At 68.1% G+C, this 24656-nt stretch carries 19 protein-coding genes; 8 read left to right on the top strand and 11 right to left on the bottom strand.

Annotated features, from left to right (window positions below; translation table 11 throughout):
- Positions 1-2 precede the first annotated feature (2 nt).
- Positions 3-887, bottom strand: coding sequence for an acetylglutamate kinase (gene argB, locus H7A85_RS12155; protein WP_182086211.1), 885 nt, complete (start codon positions 885-887; stop codon positions 3-5).
- Positions 888-1161: 274 nt separating this feature from the next.
- Here argB and H7A85_RS12150 point away from each other — a divergent pair, with 274 nt between their 5' ends.
- Positions 1162-1902, top strand: coding sequence for a hypothetical protein (locus H7A85_RS12150; RefSeq protein WP_182086210.1), 741 nt, complete (start codon positions 1162-1164; stop codon positions 1900-1902).
- Between the two features lie 4 nt (positions 1903-1906).
- On the opposite strand, the gene H7A85_RS12145 is transcribed toward H7A85_RS12150, so the two are convergent.
- The gene (locus H7A85_RS12145; protein ID WP_182086209.1) at positions 1907-2719 is read right to left on the bottom strand and encodes a mechanosensitive ion channel domain-containing protein; all 813 of its coding nucleotides are present in this window, start codon (positions 2717-2719) and stop codon (positions 1907-1909) included.
- Between the two features lie 82 nt (positions 2720-2801).
- Between H7A85_RS12145 and H7A85_RS12140 the strand changes: the two genes are divergently transcribed.
- The 5 genes from H7A85_RS12140 (at position 2802) to H7A85_RS12120 (ending at position 9894) form a co-directional block, all read left to right on the top strand.
- Complete coding sequence (locus tag H7A85_RS12140) at positions 2802-3260, top strand: hypothetical protein (RefSeq protein ID WP_182086208.1); 459 nt, start codon at positions 2802-2804, stop codon at positions 3258-3260.
- Between the two features lie 110 nt (positions 3261-3370).
- Complete coding sequence (locus H7A85_RS12135; protein ID WP_182086207.1) at positions 3371-5086, top strand: DUF3369 domain-containing protein; 1716 nt, start codon at positions 3371-3373, stop codon at positions 5084-5086.
- Entirely contained in the window at positions 5083-5820 is a 738-nt protein-coding gene (locus tag H7A85_RS12130; RefSeq protein WP_182086206.1) for a response regulator, read from the top strand. Before H7A85_RS12135 ends, H7A85_RS12130 begins: the two co-directional genes overlap by 4 nt.
- Positions 5821-5869: 49 nt before the next feature.
- Entirely contained in the window at positions 5870-8245 is a 2376-nt protein-coding gene (locus tag H7A85_RS12125) for a HAMP domain-containing sensor histidine kinase (RefSeq protein ID WP_182086205.1), read from the top strand.
- A gap of 5 nt (positions 8246-8250) precedes the next feature.
- Positions 8251-9894, top strand: coding sequence for an ABC transporter substrate-binding protein (locus H7A85_RS12120; RefSeq protein ID WP_182086204.1), 1644 nt, complete (start codon positions 8251-8253; stop codon positions 9892-9894).
- Here the strand turns inward: H7A85_RS12120 and H7A85_RS12115 are convergent.
- The 3 genes from H7A85_RS12115 to H7A85_RS12105 all read right to left on the bottom strand — a co-directional run bounded on the left by H7A85_RS12115 (position 9884) and on the right by H7A85_RS12105 (position 15380).
- Complete coding sequence (locus H7A85_RS12115) at positions 9884-12493, bottom strand: response regulator (RefSeq protein ID WP_244631180.1); 2610 nt, start codon at positions 12491-12493, stop codon at positions 9884-9886. The two genes, H7A85_RS12120 and H7A85_RS12115, sit on opposite strands and share 11 nt — an antisense overlap.
- Positions 12494-12630: 137 nt before the next feature.
- A complete protein-coding gene (locus H7A85_RS12110) occupies positions 12631-13803 on the bottom strand; it encodes a fumarylacetoacetate hydrolase family protein (protein WP_182086202.1) in 1173 nt (390 codons plus the stop codon).
- A 119-nt stretch (positions 13804-13922) separates the two neighbouring features.
- Complete coding sequence (locus H7A85_RS12105) at positions 13923-15380, bottom strand: phospholipase D-like domain-containing protein (protein ID WP_244631154.1); 1458 nt, start codon at positions 15378-15380, stop codon at positions 13923-13925.
- A 269-nt stretch (positions 15381-15649) separates the two neighbouring features.
- On the opposite strand from H7A85_RS12105, the gene H7A85_RS20845 reads away from it, so the two are divergent.
- Positions 15650-17491: a flagellin gene (locus tag H7A85_RS20845; RefSeq protein ID WP_280514921.1), complete on the top strand. Its 1842-nt coding sequence runs from the start codon at positions 15650-15652 to the stop codon at positions 17489-17491.
- A 108-nt stretch (positions 17492-17599) separates the two neighbouring features.
- Here H7A85_RS20845 and H7A85_RS12090 read toward each other — a convergent pair whose 3' ends face one another.
- The 6 genes from H7A85_RS12090 to H7A85_RS12065 all read right to left on the bottom strand — a co-directional run bounded on the left by H7A85_RS12090 (position 17600) and on the right by H7A85_RS12065 (position 22435).
- Positions 17600-18958 (bottom strand): esterase-like activity of phytase family protein, encoded by a 1359-nt coding sequence (locus H7A85_RS12090; RefSeq protein WP_182086201.1) that lies wholly within the window; start codon positions 18956-18958, stop codon positions 17600-17602.
- Positions 18959-19052: 94 nt separating this feature from the next.
- The gene (locus H7A85_RS12085) at positions 19053-19217 is read right to left on the bottom strand and encodes a hypothetical protein (protein ID WP_182086200.1); all 165 of its coding nucleotides are present in this window, start codon (positions 19215-19217) and stop codon (positions 19053-19055) included.
- Between the two features lie 73 nt (positions 19218-19290).
- A complete protein-coding gene (locus H7A85_RS12080; RefSeq protein ID WP_182086199.1) occupies positions 19291-19701 on the bottom strand; it encodes a Fur family transcriptional regulator in 411 nt (136 codons plus the stop codon).
- Positions 19702-19793: 92 nt separating this feature from the next.
- A complete protein-coding gene (locus H7A85_RS12075) occupies positions 19794-20771 on the bottom strand; it encodes a metal ABC transporter substrate-binding protein (protein WP_182086198.1) in 978 nt (325 codons plus the stop codon).
- 30 nt (positions 20772-20801) lie between these two features.
- Positions 20802-21674, bottom strand: coding sequence for a metal ABC transporter permease (locus H7A85_RS12070; RefSeq protein ID WP_182086197.1), 873 nt, complete (start codon positions 21672-21674; stop codon positions 20802-20804).
- Positions 21671-22435: an ABC transporter ATP-binding protein gene (locus H7A85_RS12065; protein ID WP_182086196.1), complete on the bottom strand. Its 765-nt coding sequence runs from the start codon at positions 22433-22435 to the stop codon at positions 21671-21673. The genes H7A85_RS12070 and H7A85_RS12065 overlap by 4 nt, the downstream gene beginning before the upstream one ends.
- A gap of 356 nt (positions 22436-22791) precedes the next feature.
- Between H7A85_RS12065 and mdoH the strand changes: the two genes are divergently transcribed.
- Entirely contained in the window at positions 22792-24582 is a 1791-nt protein-coding gene (gene mdoH, locus H7A85_RS12060) for a glucans biosynthesis glucosyltransferase MdoH (RefSeq protein WP_182086195.1), read from the top strand.
- Positions 24583-24656: the final 74 nt, after the last annotated feature.

The raw sequence follows: 24656 nt of genomic DNA, 5'->3' as shown, positions 1-24656 counted from the left end.
CATCAGGGAACGATGAGCGTTCCCGCGCCGTGTTCGGTCAGGAGCTCGAGCAGCACGGCGTGAAGCACCTTGCCGTTGAGGATGACGACGCCCTGGACGCCCCGTTCGATCGCCTCGATGCAGGTCTCGACCTTGGGGATCATGCCGCCCGAGATCGTCCCGTCGGCGATCAGCGCGCGCGCCTGTGGCACTGACAGCTCTTTGATCAGCTCGCCGTTGCGATCGAGAACGCCGGGCACGTCGGTCAGGAACAGGAGGCGTGCGGCCTGGACGGCGCCGGCGATGGCGCCCGCGAACGTGTCGGCGTTGATGTTGTAGGTCGCCCCGTCCCTTCCGGGCGCGACGGGCGCGATCACCGGGATCATCTCCGAGCGGGCGAGAAGGTCGAGAAGCGTGCGGTCGACCTCGACCGGCTCGCCGACATAGCCGAGATCGAGCACCCGCTCGATGCGCGAATCGGGGTCGACATAGGTCTTCCTCGCCTTCTCGGCGAAGACCATGTTGCCGTCCTTGCCGCACAGCCCGATTGCCCATTCGCCCTCGGCGTTGATGAGCGCGACGATCTCCTTGTTGATGGAGCCGGCCAGAACCATCTCGACGATCTCGACCGTGCGCTGGTCGGTGACGCGAAGACCGCCCTCGAACCGGCTCTCGATGCCCATCTTGGTCAGCATGGCGCCGATCTGCGGGCCGCCGCCGTGCACCACGATCGGATTGATGCCGGACTGCTTCAGAAGCGCGATGTCGCGCGCGAAGGCGCGGCCGAGCTCCTGGTTGCCCATGGCATGGCCGCCGTACTTCACGACCACCGTCTTGTGCTCGTAGGCCTGCATGAAGGGCAGGGCTTCGGCGAGAAGATTGGCCTGCGTCGCGGCTTGGTCGTTCATGGCGATCCGGGCTCCCGGCGTGGTTCAAAAAGGGTTCGCTTCGGGGTCTAGCTCCTAGACCAGGACCGACGGCAAAAGAAGGGCCGCGCCCTTGAAAGCGCTTTCGCGGGGGATGGCTACCAATTCGGTAATCCTTTGAACCCCAGATTGTGACTTCCGCAACGTCATCCGGCCGGGAGCCGATTGGAACGTGACGCCCAAAACCCTTGTCCGCAAACGCCTTGCCGTGATGATTCTGTGTGCAGCGGCATGGGCCCCGGCCCAATTCTTAGGCGTGGGAACGGCACTTGCCGGGGCTTGGACCCTGCCGAAGGGAACGGGCATCGCCATCGTCCAGGCCGGTGTCTCGCGCTCCGATGGCGCGTTCGGGTCGGACCGGCACTCCGCTCCGTCGTCGGGCTTTCGGAAAGCGGAGATCCAGGCACTGGCGGAATACGGCATCACCGACCGTTTCACCCTGCGCGGGCGCACCGAATGGCGGCAGCTTCGCTTCGAGGACCGAGAGCCGGCGACGGACACGGGTTTCGGCGTGTCGGAGATCGGCGGTCGCTTCCGCCTCGTGCAGCGCGGCGGCTTCGTCGCTTCCGTCGAGGCGAACCTGCGCCTGGCGGAGGCCGACGCGGCGCTCGATCCGATGCAGGCGGGGCTTCTGGAAGGGGAATACGAGGCCCGGCTTCTGGCCGGATACGGTTTCACGATCGCCGGGCGCTCGGCCTTCGTGGATGCTCAAGGAGCGTTTCGCGAACGGGGCGCGGCCAAGGCGGACGAGGTTCGCGCGGACGTGACCCTCGGGGTGCGACCGTGGTCGCGCTTTCTGGTTCTCGCCCAAAGCTTCTCCGTGTTCGGCCTGTCGGACGAAACGAGCGAGGGCTACGACCAGCACAAGCTGCAGCTGAGCGGCGTCTACGACGTCACGCCCCGCGTTTCGCTCCAACTCGGCGGATGGAGCGCCGTCGCCGGACGCAACGCGCTGGACGAGGAGGGCGTTCTCACCGCGCTCTGGGTCCGGTTCTGATCACTCACGCGGCGGGGCGAACCAGCGTCAGCGCCGCGCCCGTGCGGGCGGGCACGGCGGCGCTGCGGCCCCGCGCATGGTCGAGGATCGCCAGGGTGATCTCGCGCTCCGCCTCGAACGCCCGGCCAGGCGCGCAGAACATCGCCACCTCGATCCGCGTCTTGCCGAGATCGCTGGTGGACAGGGCGATGCGCGGGAGGCTAGCGCCCTCGGGCATGTGAAGGGTCGCTTCCGCCTCCGCGAAGCCGAGAAGCTCGCGCAAGGGGCCGTGTTCCTCCAGCGTGATCGCGAACGCGTGGTGGCGAAGGGGGGCCGTGCGGTCCTCGACATGGACGCCGGCTCCGAACATCCGGCTGTTGGGGAGCACCATGCGCCGCCCGGTCGGGCGCGAGCCGAGGCCGCACGCCTCCGTTTCGGCGATCGTGGTGGTGAAGAGGTTGCTGGCGATCACCTGACCCGAGCATCCGTCGATCTGGACCTGGTCGCCGATGCGAAAGCTCCCGCCCGCCCGGCGGGCGAGCGTGCCCGTGGCGCAAAGGATCAGCTCCTTGGTGGCCAGCACCAGTGCCATCGTCACCGCCGTCAGCGACAGGAGAAGCGACTGGAGTTCGGCGATCCAGACGAGGCCGAGCCCGACGACGAGAATCAACGTGGAAGCCAGGCGGATGCGCGTTTCGCGCCGGAGGGCATTCGCTTTGCCGGCGGCTGCGAGCCGGCGCAGGAGAAGGCTGCGCGTTCCGAGGATCGGCAGGGCAAGGGCGAGGCTCGCCCCGATCTGAGGCATCGTGTCGAAGGCGGCGGTGGAAAATGGGGTCACGGCGTCGGGCACTCCGAGAATGAGGCGACGGTCGAAGAGCGATCGGCGCCGGGTCGTGGAGCGGAGGAATAGGCAGGCGCCGTTGCGCGCGGATGCCGCGTGGGTTTCGATCGATGGGCGATCGGGTTTCGTTCGAAACGCGAAGGCTTCGGTTCGTGTCGGGGATGTTGCGCTGCGACATGGCGAGCTCGCCCGCGCAACAGGGGCGATCCGCCTCCCCATGCGCGAAACGGTCGCGAAACATGGCGGCGCGGTTTCGACCGATACGCGAAACATGCAGCCCTTAAGGGAAGCGGTGGCGGGCCGGAAGCGGCCTTTCAGGAATTGCGATGCGAAGGAGGGCCTCATGGTTTCCCATACGGTTGCACGCCGCTCAGACGGCCGCGGTTCGGCCCATTGGACCGGGCGCTTGACGATGCGCGGCTGGTGGCCTTCCGTTGCGTCGGCAAAGCCCGACGTCGCGGTGGCGCCGTCCTGCGAGTTCGACTACGACTATTACGTGTGTTTGGCCGAGCGGCGGCGCTCCCGGGCGCGGCGTTGAAGCGTTTCCCAAGCCACGAGGAGGAGCCCGAGGCCTCGGTATGGGTCCTTGGGCGCGAGTTCGAGGAAAGACCCGGCCGTTCGGCCCGTCGCGCATCTGGATGTCCGGCCATGGCCAGCGAATGGATGAGTTTCGAAAGCGAAGGGGACCCGCCGGCCGCGCCGGCAGCGAGCCCCTGGAAGCTCGTCGTGGTGGACGATGATCGGGCGGTCCACGACGGCACGCGCTTCGCCCTGCAGAACTTCGCCCTCGGGGGGCGCGGGCTTGAGTTCCTCGGCGCCTATTCCGGTGGGGAAGGGCTGGCACTTCTGCGCGCCCATCCCGACGCCGCCATCGTGCTCCTCGACGTCGTCATGGAAACCGAGGACGCGGGGCTGAAGCTCGCGCGCGCCATTCGCGAGGAGCTCGGCAACGAGCTGGTGCGCATCATTCTGCGCACCGGGCAGCCGGGCCAGGCGCCCGAACACCACGTCGTGGTGGATTTCGACATCAACGACTATAAGGCCAAGACCGAACTCACCGCCGATCGCCTGTTCACCACGATCACCGCCGCCCTGCGGGCCTACGAGCAGCTCAAGAAGCTCGACGACATGCGCGCGGGGCTCGAAATGATCGTCGGCGCCTCGGCCGATCTCTTCAGCGAGCGCTCGCTGACGCGCCTCGCGCACGGTGTCCTCCTCCAACTCAACGCGCTTCTGGCCCTCCAGTCGGACGGCATGCTCGTCCTGCGCGAAGAGGAAGGGGCCGAGCCGACCGTTCTCGCCCGGCTCGGCTCCTTCGCGGCGGACGGGGGCGGGGATCTCGCGGCCTGGATGGCCCATGCCTCGGCCGCCGGCGGCCCGGTGCACCGCAATGGCTGCGTCCATCTCTACGTGCGCACCGCGAGCGGGGCGGAAATTCTCGTGGTGCTCGACACGCAAACCGAACTCGGCGCCACGCAGGCCTCGCTCGTGTCGGTCTACTGCACCAAGCTGTCGGCCGCCTTCGACAATGCGCGCATGCACGACGAGCTCGTGCGCGCCAAGCAGAGCCTCGAAGCCGAGGTGTTCGAGCGCACCGCCGCGCTGCGAACCGCCAACGAGCGGCTGGAAATCCAGAGCGGCCAGCTGAAGCGCGTCAACGCCTTCAAGAACGAGATCCTGGGCACGGTCGCTCACGATCTGAAGAACCCGCTCGCAGTGATCCTCGGGCGGGCCGAGATGCTGGGTGCGCTCGCCGCCGAACTGCCCGACGACCAGCGCGGTCCCTTGGAAACGCAGACCGGCCATCTTCGGACCGCCGCCCGGCGCATGACGCGCATCGTCGACCTTTCGGTCTCGGACGCGATGTCGGATGCGATGGACATCGCCATCAATCCGCGCCTCGTGGACCTCGCCGATCTGGTGCGCACGGTGGGCGAGATGAACGCCTCGCTGGCGGCGGGGAAGAGCCAGACGCTTCTCGTCTCGGCCACGGACGGGCTGCACCTCCACTGCGATCCCGACCGCTTGGGCGAGGCGGTGGACAATCTCGTCAGCAACGCGGTGAAATACACCCCGGCCGGCGGGCGCATCGAGCTGTCCGCCGGGTGCGAGGGCGACACCGTCTTCGTTCGCGTCTGCGACGACGGGCCGGGACTTCGCCCCGAAGACCTGGCACGTCTGTTCGGGCGGTTCCAGCGCCTGTCCGCCCAGCCGACCGGGGGTGAAAGCTCCACCGGGCTCGGCCTCTCTATCGTGCGCAAGATCGTGGACCTCCACGAAGGCCGGATCGACGTCCTGGAACAGGGTCCGCTCGGCGGCGCCGCCTTCACCATTTCCCTTCCCTTGAGAGTGTCAGAGAGATGACGAGCGAACCCCTGATCGCGGTGGTGGACGACGAGGAGCCGACACGCGCCATGATCGGCGAGTATGTCGGCATGAACGGCTTTGCCGTGGAGCTTTGCGACGGGGGCGCCTCGTTTCGCGAGCTTCTGTCGAAAAAGACGCCCGATCTCGTGGTGCTCGATCTCAACATGCCGGGCGAGGACGGGCTGTCGATCGTCCGCTTCCTGAAGACCGAGACGCGCATCCCCGTGATCATGCTGACGGCGACCGCCAGCCTCGTCGACCGGGTGGTGGGGCTGGAGCTCGGGGCCGACGACTATCTCGCCAAGCCCTGCGAGCTGCGCGAGCTTCTGGCGCGCATCCGCTCGGTGCTGCGCCGCGCGGCAGTAGTGGCGCAGGCGCCGGAGGCGGCGGCCGACGAAGGGCGGCGCGTGCGCTTCGGCACCAAGTGGCTCGATCTCGACGCCCAGCTCCTGTGGGACGAGGCGGGCGGCTCGATCCAGCTCGTCCAGAGCGAGTTCAGCCTGCTCAAAGCCTTCGCGGAAAACCCGCGCCGGGTGCTCACGCGCGAGCGGCTTCTCGATCTGGCGAGCGCCAGGGACAGCGACCCGTTCGACCGGGCGATCGATGTGCGCATCACCCGCATCCGCCGCAAGGTCGAGCCCGATCCCGCCCATCCCAGCGTGATCCGCACCGTGCGGGGCGCCGGATACATCTTCTCGCCGGAGGCCGCGCCGGCGACGAAATCGACCTGAAACAGAAGAAGCGCCATGGTGCCGAGCGTCCATGTCGTCCGGGTCGTTCATGAATCATCATTCCCCCAGCCGCCCCCCGGCCGCCGCGTTCCGGACGCCGTCCGGTCCGCTGGAAGCGCATCGGGGCGGAAGTGGGATCGCCGGCGCGCTGCGGCCCAGCATCGCGGGGCGCGTGTTTCTGGTGGGCGCCATCCCGATCGTGCTCATCGCGGTCGTTGGCTTCCTGTCCGTGGTGCTGCTCGACCGGGCGGACCTCGCGCGCGCCGGGGCGCTGGAAGCGGCCAACATCTATCGTCAGGTCGTGTCGGGCATGAGCGCGCAGGACGCCTACGTGTCGGGCACGGCGGGCGCACGCGAGCGCCAGGCCTCGGCCTTTTCCGCGTCCGTGAAGGGCGCGGCCGCCGGCCTTCGCAACCTGGAAGCCAAGAGCGGGGACGCCGCGCGCACCACCGCCATCGTCCAGACCCGCTCGACCCTGTCGCGCTATCGCAACCTGATGGAGGAGCTCACCGTCGCGACCGGCGAGGGCGACCGGCTGGTGGCCGAGATGGATGCGCGGCTCCAGACCCTGCTGAAGCTCACCGACGAGGCGCGCGAGCGCCAGACCCGCTCCAACCGCGATCTCGTCGAAACCTTGAGCGCGCGCGACCGGACGCTGAAGTTCACGCGCGACGTGGTGGACAGCGCCTTGTCGCTGCGCGCTGCGCTGGCCGACGGCATGATGGTCTCGGCCAGCGGGCGCTCCCCTTCCGAGACCAGCGTTTCGGCCTCCTTCGAAATGGCCCGTATCCGCCATGCCGCGGCCTCGCTCGGCGAGGCGATCGCGAGCGCCAGAAATGCCGGCGAGGGCGATCGCGTGCTGCCCGACCTCGGCTCGGGCGGCGTGCGCGCGCTGCAGGGCGCGCTCGAGCGCGTCGATCGCCAGCTCAAGATCGACACCACCGCTCAGCGCGCGCTGCAGGGTGAGATCGCCGGCCTTCTCGCCTTCACGATCAACGCCCACGAGACCGAACAGGCGACTCAGAACATCGCCGTCGATACGTTGAAGCTCGGCCGGCGCTCGATGGAGGTGATCGAGGCCCGCTCGGCCGGCGCGATCGCCGTGATCGACGAGGAAGGGCGTCGGATGGGCGACAAGATCGCCGCGCTGCCGATCTCGCCGCTGATTCAAAGCGAGATGATCGACGCGCTCGACGAATGGCGGGCGGGCCTGCGCGCGGTGCGAAAGGGGCTGGAGGACCAGTCGCGCCTTCTCGTCGACATGTCGGACACGGCCGGCATCATGCTTCTGCAGGTGTCGAGCCTCAACAACGAACTGTCGCGCAACGCCGACGCGATCGGCACGGCGGTGCGCCGGATTCTGTTCGTCGGCGGCGGCATGGCGTTTCTGATGGCGTGCGGCGCCGGACTCCTCGTCGCCCGCTCGATCACCCGTCCGCTCCGCAGCCTCGAAAAGGGCATGATCGACCGCGCGAGCCGCATCGATGCCGGCCTCATGCCCGAGGCCGAGCGTCGCGACGAACTGGGGTCCATGGCGAGGGCCACCAACAACTTCCTCATCGAACGCGACATGCGCGAAGGGGCGCTTCGCCGCGCCAAGGAGGAGTCCGACGAGACGCTGGAGCGCCTGCGCAAAACCCAGGCCGAGCTGATCCAGGCGGAAAAGCTCGCCTCCCTCGGCCAGCTCGTGGCCGGTGTGGCGCACGAGATCAACACGCCGCTCGGCGTCGCGCTCACCACGGCCACCGCCATCGCGGGCGACGTGCGCCGCTTCGAGGCCGAAACGGCGGGCGGGCGGGTGACGCGCGAAGCTTTCGCCGGCTTCGTGTCGCGTATGGCGGAGGGCGCGCGGCTGACCACCAGCAATGTCGAGCGGGCAGCAAGCCTCGTCCACGCGTTCAAGCAGGTGGCGGCCGATCAGGCGAGCGGCGAGCGGCGCGCCTTCGAACTCGGCGAGTTCGCGCGCGACCTCTTCACCAGCCTCGGCCCCTTGCGCAAGCGCGCGGGCCACGAGCTTCATGTCGTCTGCGAGCCGGGCCTCGTTCTCGACACCTATCCCGGCGCGCTGGCGCAGGTGCTCACCAACCTCCTGTCCAACGCCTATGCCCATGCCTTCGCGCCCGGCCGGAACGGCACGATCCGCGTCGAGGCCGCCCGCAGCGAAGGCGGGCGCGTGCGCATCGTGTTCGCCGACGACGGGCGCGGCATCGCGCCCGCCGACCAGCCCAAGGTCTTCGACCCCTTCTTCACCACGGGGCGCGGCTCGGGCTCCACGGGCCTCGGCCTCCATATCGTCTTCAACCTCGTGACGGCGACGCTCGGCGGCACGATCGCACTGTCCAGCCAGCCCGGTCGCGGCACGACCTTCCGTCTCGATCTGCCCTTGAACGCGCCGCGCCACGACTCAGGCCCCCTTGCGGAATGACGCCGATGTTTCCGACCCGCCTCGCCCTTGCGCTAGCCATTGCGGTGCTGGGCGCCACCGCGCCCGCCGGCGCCAAGACCTTCGTCTTCTGCTCCGAAGGGGACCCGGAATCGCTGAGCCCCCAGCTGTCGATCACCGGCACGGCGATGGATGCGGCCAAGCCGATGTTCAACACGCTGGTGGAGTTTCGCCCCGGCACGACGGAGATCCGGCCCGCGCTCGCCGAGCGTTGGGAGATTTCGCCCGACGGGCTCGAATACACGTTCCACCTGCGCCCCGGCATCGCCTTTCATGCCAATGCCGACTTCGAGCCGAGCCGCACCCTGGAGGCGCAGGACGTCGTGTTCTCGCTGGAGCGCCAGTGGAAGGCCGACCATCCCTTTCACGCCGTGTCCGGCGCGCGCTTCGACTACTTTCAGGACTCCGGCTTTCCCGACCTCCTCCGATCCATCGAAGTGGTGGACGCGCTCACCGTGCGCATCCGCCTGACGCGGCCCGAAGCGCCGTTCCTGGCGAGCCTCGCCATGCCCTTCATGTCGATCCTGTCGGCCGAATACGCCGATCGGCTTCTGGAGAACGGCCATCCGGAGCGGTTGGACACCGCGCCGATCGGCACCGGGCCGTTCGAGTTCGTCTCGTTTCAGCCCGGCGTTTCCATCCGCTACCATGCCTTCGAGCACTACTGGCGGGGGCGGCAGCCGATCGACACGCTGGTGTTCTCGATCACCCCGACGACGGCCGCCCGGCTCACCAAGCTGACGGCGGGGGAGTGCCACATGTCGGCCTTTCCCGACGCGGCCGATCTGGCGCGCCTGCGCTCCGACCCCGAGCTCAAGCTCTACGAGACGGAAGGGTTGAACGTCGGCTATCTCGCCATGAACACGACACGAAAGCCCTTCGACGACGTGCGCGTGCGCCGCGCGGTCAATATGGCGATCGACCGGCAGGCGATCCTGGATGCCGTGTACGGGCCGAGCGCGATCCTCGCCACCAACCCGATCCCGCCCTCGCTCTGGGCCTTCGACGAGCGCGTCGAACCCTATCCCTACAACGTGGCGGCCGCCCGCAAGCTCCTGATCGAGGCGGGGCTGCCGGACGGCCTCGACACCGATCTCTGGTACATGCCGGTATCGCGCCCCTACAATCCGAACGCGCGCCGGGTCGCCGAGATGATCGCCGCCGATCTCGAGAAGCTCGGCATCCGGCTTCGTCTCAAGACCTCGGAATGGAACGCCTACCGCGTGTCGATTCTGGAAAACGACGACGTGTCGCTCGCGCTCTACGGCTGGGCGGGCGACAACGGCGATCCCGACAACTTCCTTCACACGCTGCTCGGCTGCGCGGCGGTGCGCCCCGGCGGCAACAACGTGGCGCGTTGGTGCGACGCGGACTACGACCGGCTGGTGCGCGAGGCCAAGACCCTGTCCGATCCGGCCGGGCGCCGCGCGCTTTATCTCGAGGCGCAGGAAATCTTCCACCGCGAGGCGCCCTGGGTGCCGCTTGCCCATTCGATCTTTTCGGTGGCGGCGCGGCGCGAGGTGACCGGCTATGTCGCCGATCCCCTGTTCTACCATTCCTTCGAGGGCGTCGATCTGGTCGATCGCGAGAACGCGGTTCGGGCGGGTGAGGCTGCGACCCTCAGGCCGTGACCGGGGCGTCCGCCAGAACGCGTGCCAGCGCGGCTTCCAGGTCGTCCATCCCGTAGGGCTTGGGCAACACCACCACCCGTTGCGCGGCATCCGTCTCGAAGCCGGGAACGTGCCGGTCCCCGGTCGCGAACACGATGCCGACCTCCGGCTTCACCTGACGGGCGTTTCGGGCGAGTTCGGGTCCCGACATGCCGGGCAGGTTCACGTCGGTCACCAGCGCGTGGAAGGGAACGGTCTGGATCGCGGTGAGCGCGTCCTCGGCCCGGCCGGCTTCCACCACGAGATAGCCGAGATCCTTCAGCATGTCGGCCGTGTTGAAGCGGATCAGCCCGTCGTCTTCCACCAGAAGCACGGTCCTGGAAGCCACGGCCGCCTCCACGACGCGCTCGGCAACGACGGGCGTCTCGCCGCGCATCCCGTCCGGATCGGCCGGCACCAGCGAAGGCCCCTTCAGGCCGCGCCGGGCGGCGTTGGCCTGCGCCTGGTTGGCCAGCACATGGCGGAACTTGCGAGCCAGCGCCTCACGCGTATAGGGCTTGGACAGGAGCTGCACGCCCTCATCGAGACGCCCGCCATGGACGATCGAGTTCTCGGTGTAGCCGGAGGTGAAGAGCACCGCGAGGCCGGGCAGGCGCTCCTTGGCCTTGCGCGCGAGCTCCGGGCTCTTCAGCTTGCCGGGCATCACGACGTCGGTGAACAGGATGTCGATCGGGATGCCGCTTTCCACGACGTTGAGCGCCGACTGCGCGTCCACCGCTTTGAGGACGCGGTATCCGAGATCGGTCAGCATCTCGACCACCGTGGCGCGCACCTCCTCGTCATCCTCCACCACGAGAACGGTTTCGGTGCCGCCCGCGACCGGGCCGGCCTCGACGTCGATCTCCTGGTCCTCGGCCTGGGCCGAGCGGGGCAGGTAGAGCTTGATCGTGGTGCCCTGGTTGAGTTCGGAATAGATGTTCACGTGGCCGCCCGACTGCTTCACGAAGCCGTAGACCATGGACAGGCCGAGCCCGGAGCCCTTGCCCTCGGCCTTGGTGGTGAAGAAGGGCTCGAACACCTTCTCGATGATTTCCGGGCTCATCCCCGAGCCCGTGTCGCTCACCGCCAGCATGACGTACTGGCCGGGCGAAACCTCCGTGTGGCGCCGCGCGTAGTCGTCGCTGAGATGCGCGTTGGACAGTTCGATCGTCAGCCGGCCCTGGCCGTCCATGGCGTCGCGCGCGTTGATGGCGAGGTTGAGGAGCGCGTTCTCGATCTGCGTCGGATCGATGAACGTGTTCCACAGCCCTGCGCCGAACACCGTCTCGACCTCGATCGCCTCGCCGATCGCGCGGCGCAGCATGTCGTCCATGCCGCGCACGAAGCGCGACACGTTGACGACCTTGGGTTCGAGCGCCTGGCGCCGACCGAAGGCGAGAAGCTGGGCCGCGAGCTTGGCGCCGCGCGAAACGCCGGCCAGCGCGTTGCGCACGCGCGTCTCAGCTCGGTCGTTGCCGGCGATGTCCTTCAGGAGAAGCTGGAGGTTGCCCGAGACGACCTGCAGCAGGTTGTTGAAGTCGTGCGCGACGCCGCCCGTCAGCTTGCCGATGGTTTCGAGCTTCTGCGAGCGGGCGAGCGCCAACTCGGCGAGCTGGCGTTCCTCGACCGCGCTCGCGACCCGCTGCTCCAGCGTTTCGTTGAGCTGGCGGAGCTGCTCCTCGGCGCGCTCGCGGTGCCGCACCTGCCGCTCCAGCATGGCGGCATGCTCGCGCAGCGATTCCTCCGCCTGCCGCGCCTCGGTCACGTCGGTGTGGACGCCGACCCATTCGCGCAAGGTGCCGAGCGCGTCGAAGGTCGGCACCGCGCGCACCGCGAACTGGCGCCATTCGCCGGACGCCGTGCGCACCCGGTGCTCGAAGAGGAACGTCGTCTGCGCGGCCACCGCCGCGTTCCAGGCCGCGACCGTCCCTTCCGCATCCTCGGGATGGACCGCCGCCGACCAGCCGAACCCTTCGTACTCGGCCGGCGACTGGCCGGTGAGCGCGGCCCAGCCGGGCTGCTCGCCGGTCATCCGCCCTTCGGCGGAATTGGTCCACAGCGTCGAATGGATCGCCGAAACGGCGGCGCGGAAACGGTCGTTGGAGCGGTGGAGGTCACGCCGGACGGCTTCGCGCTCGGTGTGTTCGATCACCGTGCACAAGACGCCGCCGATCGCGCCGTCCGCCCCGCGGATCGGGGTGTAGAACAGGTCGAAGACGACCTCGTGGAACCCGCCGTTGCGATAAAGGCGCATCGGCTGGTCGCGGAAGGTCTGGGCGTGCCCTTCGAAGCCGGTCGCGATGACCTGCCGGTTCCAGTCCCAGATTTCGGGCCAGATCGCAGGCACGTGCGCCCCGAAGGCGCTCGGGTGCTTGTCGCCGGCGATCTCGCGATAGCCGTCGTTGTAGATCATCACATGGTCGGGGCCCCACATCAGGACCTTCGGGATCTGCGAATCGAGCACCGTGTCGACCACGGCGGACAGGTGGACCGGCCAAGCCTCGATCGGCCCGAGCGAGGTCGCCCGCCAGTCCGTCGTTAGGAGAAGCGTGCGCGTCGACACGCCCGTATCCGCTTCCATGGCTGGCGCTGCGCTCATCTCCAAACCATCCCCATGCGACCCCGCCCGATGTGCCCCGGGCTAACGGGTGCACATGCCGCTAAATTGCGGCTCTCGCAAGACAATTCGACGCCCTGCCCATGGCGTGAAAGCCTGGGTCAAGCCAGGAGGCCACGCTTGGCCAGATGGTTCATCAGCGCCGCGATGCCGAAGTGCCAGGGCTGCGCGCGGTCGGTGTGGGTCACGACGTTCTCCAGGCGCCCCAGACGGGGCGATGCGATGGAGACCCGATCGCCGAGCTTGTGGGTGAAACCTTTGCCCGGCGCGTCGCGATCCTCCACCGGGGCGAAGAGCGTGCCGAGATAGAGCATCATCCCGTCGGGATACTGATGATGGCGGCCGAGCGCCTGCGCGACGAGATCGGCGGGGTCGCGGCTGATCTCGCGCATGGAGGAATGGCCCTCCAGCCGGTAGCCGTCCGCCTCGCCTTCCACGCTCAGCGTCAGTTCGGCGTCGCGCACGTCGTCCAGCGTGAAGGCGTCGTCGAAGAGGCGCACGAAGGGTCCGATGGCGGACGACGCGTTGTTGTCCTTGGCCTTGCCGAGCAGCAGCGCCGAGCGCCCTTCCACGTCGCGAAGATTGACGTCGTTGCCGAGCGTCGCACCAAGGATTCGCCCTTGCGAATTCACCGCCAGCACCACTTCCGGCTCCGGATTGTTCCAGGCGGAGGCGGGCAGGATGCCGATCTCGGACCCGTATCCGACGCTCGCCAGCACCGGCGCCTTGGTGAAGACCTCCGCGTCCGGCCCGATGCCGACCTCGAGATATTGCGACCAGTATCCGCGCTCCTGCAGGATGCGCTTCACCTCGGCCGCCTTGTCCGAACCCGCCACGACGTCGGTCAGCGCGCCGCCGATCACATCGGCGATCTCGCCCCGGATGGCGGCGGCAAGCTGGAGATCGCCTTTGGCGCGCTCCTCGATCACCCGCTCGATCATCGAGCGCGCGAAGGTGACGCCGCAGGCCTTGACGGCCTGAAGGTCGCACGGGGCGAGGAGAACGGCGCTCGCCTCACGTTCCGGCCCGTTGCGAAGGCTCGCCCCCAGCACCTCGTCGAGGGGCCAGCTCGTCGCCTCGCCCACGGCGCGCAGCGCCGCCACGGGGTCCGCAAGCTCCAGAAGCTGCGACAGCGTCGGCGCGGCGGCTGAAACGTCCACCAGCCGATCCCCCCGCACCTGGACAAGCACCGGCCCCCCTGTTTCGGGGTCGAAGAGACGGCCGACGAGGACCGCTTGGGCGGCGTCCTGGGGAAGGGGAGAAAGCGCGGCCATGGCCTGTCCGTTCCTATCCGAGAAGGGGCGCGAATCGCTGCGAGGCGAGCCGCCTGTTGGTTCGGGATGGGACTGCGGTTTCGCCCGCCGCGCAAGCGCCGATCGCTCGAGGGGAGGTTTCAGCGGCGCCGCAGGACGGAGCCGATCCGATCCCGCCAGCCGACGGGACGCTCGGGATCGGCAAGATCGGATTCGGCCAGGAGTTCCTCGTCCACCGTCAGTTCGCGGATGGGCAAGGGCTCCAGGCGGCCCCCGCGCAGCGCGTCCAGCGCGCCGACGAGGCGCCCCTCGTGACGCGCCAAGGCGTCCCGCCAGTCGTCGAGGCTCATGCGCAAATGCTCGGCAATCAGGCCGTCCCGCTTGGCGGTGATGCCGCGCTGCGTTTCCTCGTCTTCGTCCCGGGCCGTGATCACGAGGTCGCACTCGGTGTCGTAGCCCATGGAGCGGTTGTTCAGATTGGCCGAGCCGAGCTTCAGGACGCGGTCGTCGGCCACCATGATCTTGGCGTGGACATAGATCGGCGAGCCGGCTTCGTTGACGGGGTAGAGGATGCGGAAGCGATCGAACCGGTCCGCGTCGCGCAGAAGGCGCATCATCCTGATCCGGGCCGAATCCATCGCCTTGGCTTCCAGCCAGCCGTCCGCCGTGTCCGGGTTGATGACGACGACCTCCGGCCCGTCGGGCTCGCCGAGCCGCTCGGCCAGGAGTTCTGCGACGCGCCGCGAGGCGAAATATTGGCTCTCGATATAGAGCGTCCGGCGCGCGGCCCGGATCACCGCGAAGGTCGTCGCCTCGATCTCGGCGATCTGCTCGCGGTCCTCGTATTCGGGCGCGGTGCGCGCGATGCCGATGTCGATATCCGCGAAGTCGACGGGGAGGCCGTCCGGCCAAAGGTCGGCCTCGCCGGCCAGCGCGTCCATCGTCTCGCCCGTCGCCCGCTCCCAGCGCGCGCGGGCGAGTTCCGCCAGCGCCTTGGCGGCGGGGCCGGACACGCAGCTCGTCGCGTCGTGCCAGGGGCCGAGCGGCTTGCCGCGCGGCGAGCGGCGGCCGGGCCGGTTTTCCTCGTGCTCGCGCGTGTCCCAGCGCCCCGTGGTCATGTCGATGCCGCCGCAGAAGGCGAGGGCTTCGTCGATCACCAGGAGCTTCATGTGGTGGGCGGCAAGCGGGGGATGGGCGCCGTCAAGCTTCAGGCGCACCCGGCCCCCCATCATCCAGCTCAGCATGAAGAAGGGCGTTTCGCCCCGCGCCAGCGAGTTCAGCATGCCCAGATCCCATTTCAGGATGCGCACGTCGAGATCGGGGCGCCGCTTGGCCAGCCAGTCGAGAAGGGCGCCGATGCGGTTGGGGCCCTCCAGGGTCCGGCCTTCGGGCTCGATCTCGATCCGCGCGTCGAAGTCCCAGCCGATCAGGACGATCGAATGGCGCGCCCGGAGCATCGCCTGCTTGGCGGCGAAGAAGAAGTCGGCCGCGTCCACGATGATGGAATAGCGATCGGCCCGCTCCGTGCGCCAGACGGTTTCTCCGCGCGTCAGGGTCCGGAGAGCCTGCGAAGGGCCTCGGTTCGGTTCAGTCGTCAACACGATCGCTTCACATCCCCGCACCCGGTCCGGGAGGGGTAGATGGTTCCGGGCGAGGGAAAGCCAAGGAGCGTCCCGGATCCGGGCGCGAATGCGTGCCGCGCCCCATCCCGTTAGACAATTCTTCAGTCTCGGTCTGTAGAACGGTCTTCGCAGGCAGCGAGCCACTTCGGTTCGACCCGAAACTCCGCCAGGCATGATGCCGAAAGCTTGCACGACGGTTCGATCCGTCATGTCCCATCAGTATTGTTTTCGGGACAGAACCTCCAATGTCTTCCATCAACTTCAATGCCGCCGCGACTCAGGCCCTGCGCACGCTGCAGGCCTCCAACACCGAACTCGACGCCACGCAAGGCCGCATCTCTTCGGGCCTCAAGATCGGCGAAGCCAAGGACAACGCCGCTTACTGGTCGATCTCGACGACCATGAAGTCCGACAACAAGGCGCTTTCGACCGTCACCGACGCGCTCGGCCTCGGCGCCGCGACGCTCGACACCGCCTACCAGGGCCTGTCGGCCGCCAAGGACGTCCTCGACGAGATCAAGTCGAAGCTGACCTCGGCGCTCGGCTCCAACGTCGACCGCACGGCCATCCAGGCCGAGATCACCTCGCTCCAGGACCAGCTGAAGTCGATCGCCTCCTCCTCGACCTTCTCGGGCGAGAACTGGCTGTCGGTGAACTCGGGTCTTTCGACCTACAACGCCGAGAAGACGGTCGTTTCCTCCTTCACGCGCGACGTGGCGGGCAACGTGACGGTCGGCGAGATCAGCTACGACTCGTCCAACGCCGTCCTGTTCGATTCGGACACGACCAAGACGACGCGCGGCATCCTCGACTCGCAGAACGGCCTGAGCGCGAAGGTCAACGGTGTCGAGACGGCGCTGAGCTTCGGCGGCAAGACCGGCACGGGCAACGGCACCAATGTCGGCGGTCTGACCACGACGGCCGGCGTTCAGGCGACCGGCTCGGTGGCCGTGCCTACGGCGACGAAGGCCGAGATCACCTCCGGTACGGCATTCGCCTTCAACCGTGGCACGACGCCGAACGCCCTTGACGACGGCAGCACGATCGCGGTGTCCTTCACGGATGACGCCGGTTCGGCGTTCACCGTGAACCTTACCATCACGACCGCTGCTTCGTTCAACGCCGCCGCCTTCAAAACCGCCTTCAACGCTTCTGCGGACGCAACCGGCAAGGTGTCGGTCGACTTCGATTCCGATGGCCATGCAGTGTTCACGTCGCTGGCTGCTGGTGACGGCACTGCATCGAAGTTGGCTTTGACCGGCGTGGTGCTTCAGGATTCGGTGCCGGCTACGGTCACCGATGCGTCGATCGGCTTCACGACCATCGCCGAGGGCACCGGTCTCGACGTCACCACCGGCGAGGCGAAGGTCACGGTCGGCGCGTTCGGCGGTTCGACTGCGATCACCCTGGACGACAACGACACGATCACCTTCAACGTCACGGCCGGCACCACGTCGTCGTCCGCGACCAAGAAGGTCACGATCAACCAGGCGATCGTCAACGAAGCGCTGAGCGTGGGCGGCGTGACCGTCAGCGATGGCAAGATCTCGAACGTCGCCGACTACAAGAAGGTCGTCGAACTGGCCCTTTCCAAGGCTGGCGTGACGGGCGTGAACGTCGCGGTCGGCACGAGCTCTGACAGCGACAAGCTCGTCTTCACGAGCGCGACGCCGGGCGCCACCCAGGTGCTCACCGTCGGCGGCGCTGTCGCCTCCAACGGCGGCTCGACGATCTCGGTCGACTCGATCGACGTCACCGACGACACGCTGAACGGCCTGGGCGCGACCACCGCCGAGCAGCGCGTGCAGGCGATCAACGCCTACATCAACGTCGTCAACGCCGCGATCAACAAGGTCACGGCGGCAGCGTCGGGCATCGGCGCCGTGTCCAAGCGCGTCGATCTGCAGCAGACCTTCGTCCAGAACCTGATGGACACGATCGACAAGGGCGTGTCGGGTCTGGTCGACGCCGACATGAACGAAGAGTCCACCAAGCTCCAGGCGCTGCAGGTCAAGCAGCAGCTCGGCGTCCAGGCTCTGTCGATCGCCAACCAGTCGGCTCAGAACGTCCTGCGTCTGTTCCAGTAATCACGGGGACCGGACATTCGCGATCTCCGCCCCCTCCGGGCGGAGATACGGAACCGGGAAAGCGCCTCCGGACCGAAAGGTCCGGGGGCGCTTTTTTCGTGTTCGCCCTTACTTCGCCGCCAGGAAGTCGCCCGCCTCGATCAGCACGAACTCGTTGTCGTCGGCTCGGGTCGGGGAGCGGCCGGCCGAATAGGGGAAGTTGTTGTCGTTGGCGACGACGATGTGCGTCTCGTCCACGCGATCGACGTTCTCGATCGTGACGAACGGCATGTCGTAGACGCCGTCCTTCGTGCCCTGACGGGCCGCGCCGGTCGGGTCCTGGATGGCGAGAAGATCGAGGTAGCCGATCTTGCGCACCGCTTGTCCCTCGTTCGCGTCGCTCATCTCGATCTTGTAGACGCGCTTCAGCTCCGCCGGCGCCGCGAAGCAGTCCGCCGCCGGCTCGCCCCGGCAGGCCTGCGCCGCCGTTCCCGCGCCGTTGTCGCGCTCGATCACCAGCGCGGTGGTGTCGTCCAGCATGTTGAAGTCGCCGATGGCGACGCCCTTCTCGCTCAAGGGATAAAGCCAGAAGCGGCCGGTCCAGTCGTTCTGCCCCGTGTCGAACTCGAGAACGCGAAGCGCGGTGCGACCGTCATCCGTCTTCTCCACCGCGCCGTCTCGGTAGATCGGCCCTTCCAGGAGAGCGTAGAGGCGCGAGCCGTCCGGCGAGCGGGCAAGACCCTCGAAGCCGCCCGAGCGCTTCAGGTTGAAGTCCGGCAGCGCCTTCGTCGGGTCGCCCGGCAGTTGCAGCGCCGGATGGTCGGGCGAGCGCACGAGGATTTGGCCGGCCCGCGTCTCGTGAACGGAGCGGAGCCGGCCTTGCGCGTCGAAGCGGAGGAGATAGGGGCCGAACTCCTCGCCGACCCAGAACCCGTCCTCGACCGGCTGGAGGGACTCGACGTCGAAGTCGGCGCCGGTCAGGTAGCGCTCGGCCGTGCCTTCCAGCGTGATCGGGAAGGGCGCAATCTTGTCCGGGTCGGACAGGAACAGGGTCTGCCGTCGATCGATCGTCCCGGCGTCCCAGTCGATCGCGATGTGATGCAGCATCAAGGCGGCGTCGGACGAGGTCGCCTTCGAGCCGAAGCCGTTGTCGGACAAGGTCCAGAACGTGCCGTCCGCCATGCGGCGGATGCCGGAGAAGCCCTGCACGGCCTGGCCCTCAACCGGCAGTCCGAAGCCGGTCGGGCGGACGCCGTCCTTGCCCGGCACGGTGCCGAGGTCCTCCGTGCGGCGCCGGTCGGGCGTGGTGAACTTGCCGGCATGGCGAAGGTGCTCGGGTGCGTCCGTCGGCGGCGTCACGGTGGTGTCGGCGGGTAGGATGGCCTGATGCGCGAGCGTCGCCGGAAAGGCGCGGCCTTCGGGCCCTTGCGCCGAGGCGCCCGTGGACAGGGCGAGGAGGGCGAAGCTCGCCCCGAGTATCGTTTTCATGGCGTCGGTTTCCTGTTGGCGACTTGGCCCTCGGGAAACCATCCGAAACGGGTGACGCGCCGACGACGAAGGCGTGACGCGCCGGTGACAATCCTCAGTCGCGCTCGTCCCGCGGCGCTTCGCGCTCGCTTTCGCCGGGGACGGGTTCGGGCACGGATCCCGCGTCGTCGCCCGCAAGGCTTCGATCCTCGTCGCCGTCCGAACGGCGGATGTCCTCGATATCGGGAGTGATGGGGCTGGCGCCGGGAATGCGGCTCATGGGACGGGATCTCCCTGAAGTTGCTCTCGTGAAGGCAAGCAACAAAGTCCCGTCATGGTTCCTCAAGGGCCGATCAGGCGCAGGCCGCACACACGCCCTTGATCTCCACCGTGGTGCGGGTCGGCTGGAAGCCGGTCTCGCCGGCCCAGGCTCCCAGGCGTCGCTCCACCACCTCGTCGGAGAACTCGGACACCGCGCCGCACTTCTCGCAGATCGCGAAGGCGGTCAGCGCATGGGCGTGGCAATGGGGATGAGCGCAGGCGACGAAGGCGTTGAGGCTTTCCAGGCGATGGACGCGGCCCGTTTCCAGGAGCTTTTCCAGCGCGCGGTAGACCTGCGGTGGCGCCCGCAGGCCCTCGCCGCGAAGGGCGTCGAGAATGGAATAGGCGCTGAGCGGCCCTTCCGCCCGGTCGAGGACGTCGAAGACGAGCTTCTGGTTGCGCGTCAACGGGGCATCGGCCGCATGGTCGTGATCGAGGCTCATGGGGTCTCCTCCCGCTGATCGGAACGGCCCCACGAAGGGCCGTTCCTGATGTAAGGGCTCGAGGGTCTGTTGAGAATGACCCTGTGCCAGGATCAGCTCGTCTTCAACGCCTTTACGAGCTCGCTCACGTTGTGCCGGAACATGTCGACATAGGTCGAGGCCCCTTCGTCTTCCTTCGACAGGGCGTCCGAGAACAGGGCGCCGCCGACCTTGGCGTCGGTTTCGGCGGCGATGCGCTGGACGAGGCGCGGGTCGGCGATGTTTTCCACGAACACGGCGCGGATACCGTCGGCCCGGATCTGGCGGATGATCGCGGCGACCTCGCCGGCCGAGGCTTCCGACTCGGTGGACACGCCGTTGGGCGCGATGAACTCGATACCGTAGGCCTTGGCGAAATAGCCGAACGCGTCATGCGAGGTGACGACCTTGCGCTCGTTTTCGGGGATCGCGCCGAGCTCGCGCCGCACGTCGGCGTCGAGCGCCTTCAGCTCCGCCACGTAGGCTTCGCCCCGGGCCTCGTAGTCGGCGGCGTTGGCCGGGTCCGCCGTCTTCAGGGCCTCGGTGATGTTGCGCGCGTAGATCTGGCCGTTGGCAAGATCCTGCCAGGCGTGCGGATCGTTCGTGCCGTGGTCGTGATGCTCGTGGCCCTCTTCGGCGTGCGCGTGCTCGTCGTGGCCGTGCGCGTCCTCCTCATGGTCGCCCTCCTCGAAGGGGATCGGCGCGACGCCCGTGGAAGCGACCACGGTTTGCCCGGCAAAGCCGGAGGTCGAGACGAGACGCGGCAGCCAGCCTTCGAATTGGAGGCCGTTGGTGACGAGAAGCTTGGCGCTGCCCAGATCGCGCGCGTTGGCCGGCGTCGGCTCGAAGACGTGGGCGTCCCCGTCCGGGCCGACGAGCGCCTTGACGGCCACATGCTCGCCGCCGATCCGGCTCGTCATGTCGGCGAGGATGGAGAAGGAGGCGACCACGGGCAGGGGCTTGGGGGTGTCCTGTGCCAGGGCCGGAGCACTGACGAGCGCGAGCGAGGCACCGGCGGCGAGAAGCGCGGCGAAACGGCGGCGGTTCAACATGGGTGTTCTCCTGTCAGGGGGAGGGGGTGGTCATCCGGCGGGGGAGGGGCTCTTCACGACACGGGACGCGAGGCTGTCGACACGCCCGATCAGAACCGAGACGGCATAAAGCGCGCTGGCCGAAAGGATGATGGCTGGCGAAGCGGGAAGGTTGAGGTGGTAGGAGACGAGAAGCCCGATACCTGAGGATACGAGGCCGCAGAAGACGGCGACCGCCATCTGCCCGCCGACGCTTGTCGCCCAGAACCTGGCGGCGGTCGCCGGCAGCATCATGATGCCGACCACCATCAGGGTGCCGAGCGCCTGGAAGCCGCCGACGAGGTTGAGTACCACGAGCGCCACGAAGCCCATGTGGACCACCCCGCCCCAGCCGCCGACCGCGCGCAGGAACCCGGGGTCGAGGCATTCCACCACGAGCGGGCGATAGATCAGCGCGAGCGCGGCCAGCGTGAGGCTTGCGATCGTCGCCATCAGGAAGAGCGCGGCGTCGTCGAGCCCCAGAACCGTCCCGAAGAGGACGTGGAGGAGGTCGATGTTGGAGCCGCGCACCGAGACGAGAAGTACGCCGAGCCCCAGCGAGAACAGGTAGAAGGCGGCAAAGCTCGCATCCTCGCGAAGCGTCGTGAAGCGCGACACGAGCCCGGCGAGAAAGGCGACGGCGAGCCCCGTCAGGATGCCGCCGAGCGTCATCGCGAAGAGCGAGAAGCCGGCCACCAGGAAGCCCACAGCCGCGCCCGGCAGGATGGCATGCGCCATCGCGTCGCCGACGAGGCTCATGCGCCGAAGCACGAGAACGACACCGAGCGGGCAGGCGCCGAGGCACAGCGCGAGGCAGCCGACGAGTGCGCGGCGCATGAAGGCGTAGTCGGCGAAGGGCCCGAGGACGATGTCGTAGAGGCTCATGCCGCCTGCGCCCCGAACGAGGCCGGGGACACTTCGAGACCCTGGCCGAGCGCCTGTGCGCGGGCGAGATTCGGACGGCTGAGCGCGTCGGGCGTCCGGCTCCAGGCCACCGTCTCGCGCGCCATCAGAAGCGTTTCGGGGAAATACTCGCGCACCAGCTCCATGTCGTGGAGAACGGCGATCACCGTGCGCCCTTCGCCGTTCCAGCGCTGGACGAGATCGATCAGGTCGCGCGTGGTGCGCGCGTCGATGGCGGTGAAGGGCTCGTCGAGAAGCAGGAGCCTGGCGTCCTGTATCAGGAGCCGCGCGAAGAGCGCGCGCTGGAGCTGGCCGCCCGACAGGGTACCGACGAGCCGGTCTTCGAGACCCGAAAGGCCGACGGCTTCCAAGGCCCGGTCGATTTCTTCGCTCATCGCCCGCCCGACGCGGCCGAACGGGCCGGTGCGCCGCCAAAGGCCGAGCGAGACGAGATCGAGAACCGTGATGGGAAAGGCGCGGTCGAGATCGCTCGCCTGCGGGAGATAGCCAATGTCGCGGCGCCGGACGCCTTCCATCACGATCCGGCCGCCGCTGGCGCGAACGCTGCCCATGATGCCCTTGAGAAGGGTCGACTTGCCCGCACCGTTGGGACCCACCACCGCCGTCATCGAGCCCGGCGCGAAACGCCCGGTCACGCCGCTCACGGCCGGGCGGCGGCGATAGCTCAGGCTGAGGTCGCGCAGCTCGACCGAGGGGGCGGAGGCCTTGAAGGGAATGGTCATCAGCCGATCGCCCAGAACACCGCGCCCCACAGCGCCGCGACCGCCACCGCCGCAACGACGAGACGCTCGCTGGCCGAGCGGCGAAGGAGGGAGGGCGGGCGCGGGAAGGATTTGGGCATAGATCGACGTGTCCGGCTCGGATGCCGATGTTGATATAGTATTACATTACAAATGGCGAGGCCCCCGATCGCGATTCCGCCCGCACCCTGTTCGAAACGGTGGAAAGCGCTCGCCCGGAAGGGGTTTCGGGCTCGGCCACATTCGCGACGCGATGACAAGCGAGGCGTCAGGAGCTATGACCCGCGAACGGGAGGGCTCGCGCGTCAGGTTTGGATCGGGCCGGGATCGGTACACGAATGGTTTTGGGCAGACTTCTCTTCGCGCTGACGGCCCTCGTTCTGGCGGCGCTGGCGGGCGTTCTCTTCGCGGTGGTGATCACCGCCAACGGGACGACCTGGCTGCATGTGATCCAGATCTTTCTCCTGTCGCTCTGCTGCCTGTGGCTCGCCTGGGGCTTCAACACGGCGGTGACGGGCATCCTGTTCGGGCGCGCGCGGCGCGGCCCGAAGCGCGCGGCGGGCACCTTGCCGCCGCCCTCGCCGCACAAGACCGCGATCCTGGTCCCGGTCTACAACGAGGACGCCAGCGCCGTGATGGCGCGCGTGGCCGCGATGATCGAGGGCCTGCGCTTCATGCGCCGGATGGACGGGTTCGTGTTCTTCGTCCTGTCCGATTCCACCAAGCCGGAATGCGTGGCGGACGAGAAGCGCACGATCCTGAAGCTTGCCGGCGAGCTCGAGACCGGGTCGATCCTGTTCTATCGCAACCGCGTCAAGAACGTGAACCGCAAGGCCGGCAACATCGAGGACTACGTCACCAACTACGGCGGCGCCTACGAGTACATGATCGCGCTCGATGCCGACAGCCTGATGCGGCCGGAAACCCTGGTCGAGATGGTGGCGCGCATGGACGCGGACCCCGAGTTGGCGCTGCTCCAGACCCAGCCTCTGATCATCGGTCGGCGCACGCTGTTCGGCCGGGCGCTCCAATTCTCGGCGGCGCTCTATTCGCCGGTGTTCTCGCGCGGCATCGCCGCCCTCCAGGGGCGCGAAGGGCCGTTCTGGGGGCACAACACGATCATCCGTACCAAGGCTTTCGCCGATTGCTGCGGCATGCCGAAGCTCTCGGGCAAGCCGCCCTTCGGCGGGCTGATCCTGTCCCACGACTTCGTGGAAGCCGCGCTTCTCTCTCGTTCGGGCTGGAAGGTGCGCCTCGACCCCGATCTCGAAGGCTCCTTCGAGGAAGCGCCCGCCAACATCATTGAGTACGCCAAGCGCGACCGGCGCTGGTGCCAGGGCAACCTGCAGCACGGGCGCCTGCTGGGGGCGCCGAACCTGCGCCTTTGGAGCAAGGTGTCGATGGTGTCGGGCATCATGGCCTATGCGGCCTCGCCGATCTGGCTGCTGTTCCTGATCGTTTCCATGCTGGACCCGGTTCTGGCGCCGGCGCCCAACTACTTCCCGGCCGACAGCCTGTTCCCGGTGTTTCCGACGCCCGAAACCGGCAAGGCGCTGCTCCTGCTTCTCGGCATCGTCCTCCTTCTGCTCCTGCCCAAGACGCTGATCGCCTTCCGCACCGCCATGTCGCGGCGCGCCGCGCGTTTCGGCGGCGGCTGGGCGGTGCTCCTGGGCGCGACATGCGAACTGATTCTCACCAGCGCGCTCGCGCCCATCATGATGCTGTTCCAGTCGAAAGCCGTCGCCGAGATCCTGATGGCGAGAGATTCCGGCTGGCCGGCGACCGACCGCGAGGACGAGGGGTTGCCGCTCTCGGCCGCGTTCGCCGCGAGCTGGTGGATGGTGATCGCGGGCGCCGTCCTGATGGCGATCTCCTACACCTATTCCTGGCTGCTCTTCCTGTGGGTATGCCCGATCGCGATCCCGTTGTTTCTCGCGCCCTTCTTCATCTCCTTCACCGGCGATCCGGCGCTGGGCGAGGCGGCGGGGCGCATGTCGATCTTCAACACCCCCTTCGAGACCGAGCCCGAGCCGGTGATCCGCGCGGCCACCGTCTGGCACGAACGTCTTTCCGCCGAGCCCGCCCGCAAGGACGAGGGGGCGAACGTCGCCGTGGCCCAACCGGCCTGATCCCGCAGACGCCCAAGGACAAAATGCCCCCGATGCCGCCGATCGGGGCTTGATCGGCGACGAGAACCCGGCAA

Source organism: Aureimonas sp. ME7, from assembly GCF_903970965.1.
Taxonomy (GTDB): Bacteria; Pseudomonadota; Alphaproteobacteria; order Rhizobiales; family Rhizobiaceae; genus Aureimonas.
This window is presented reverse-complemented; position numbering and strand designations above follow the sequence as displayed.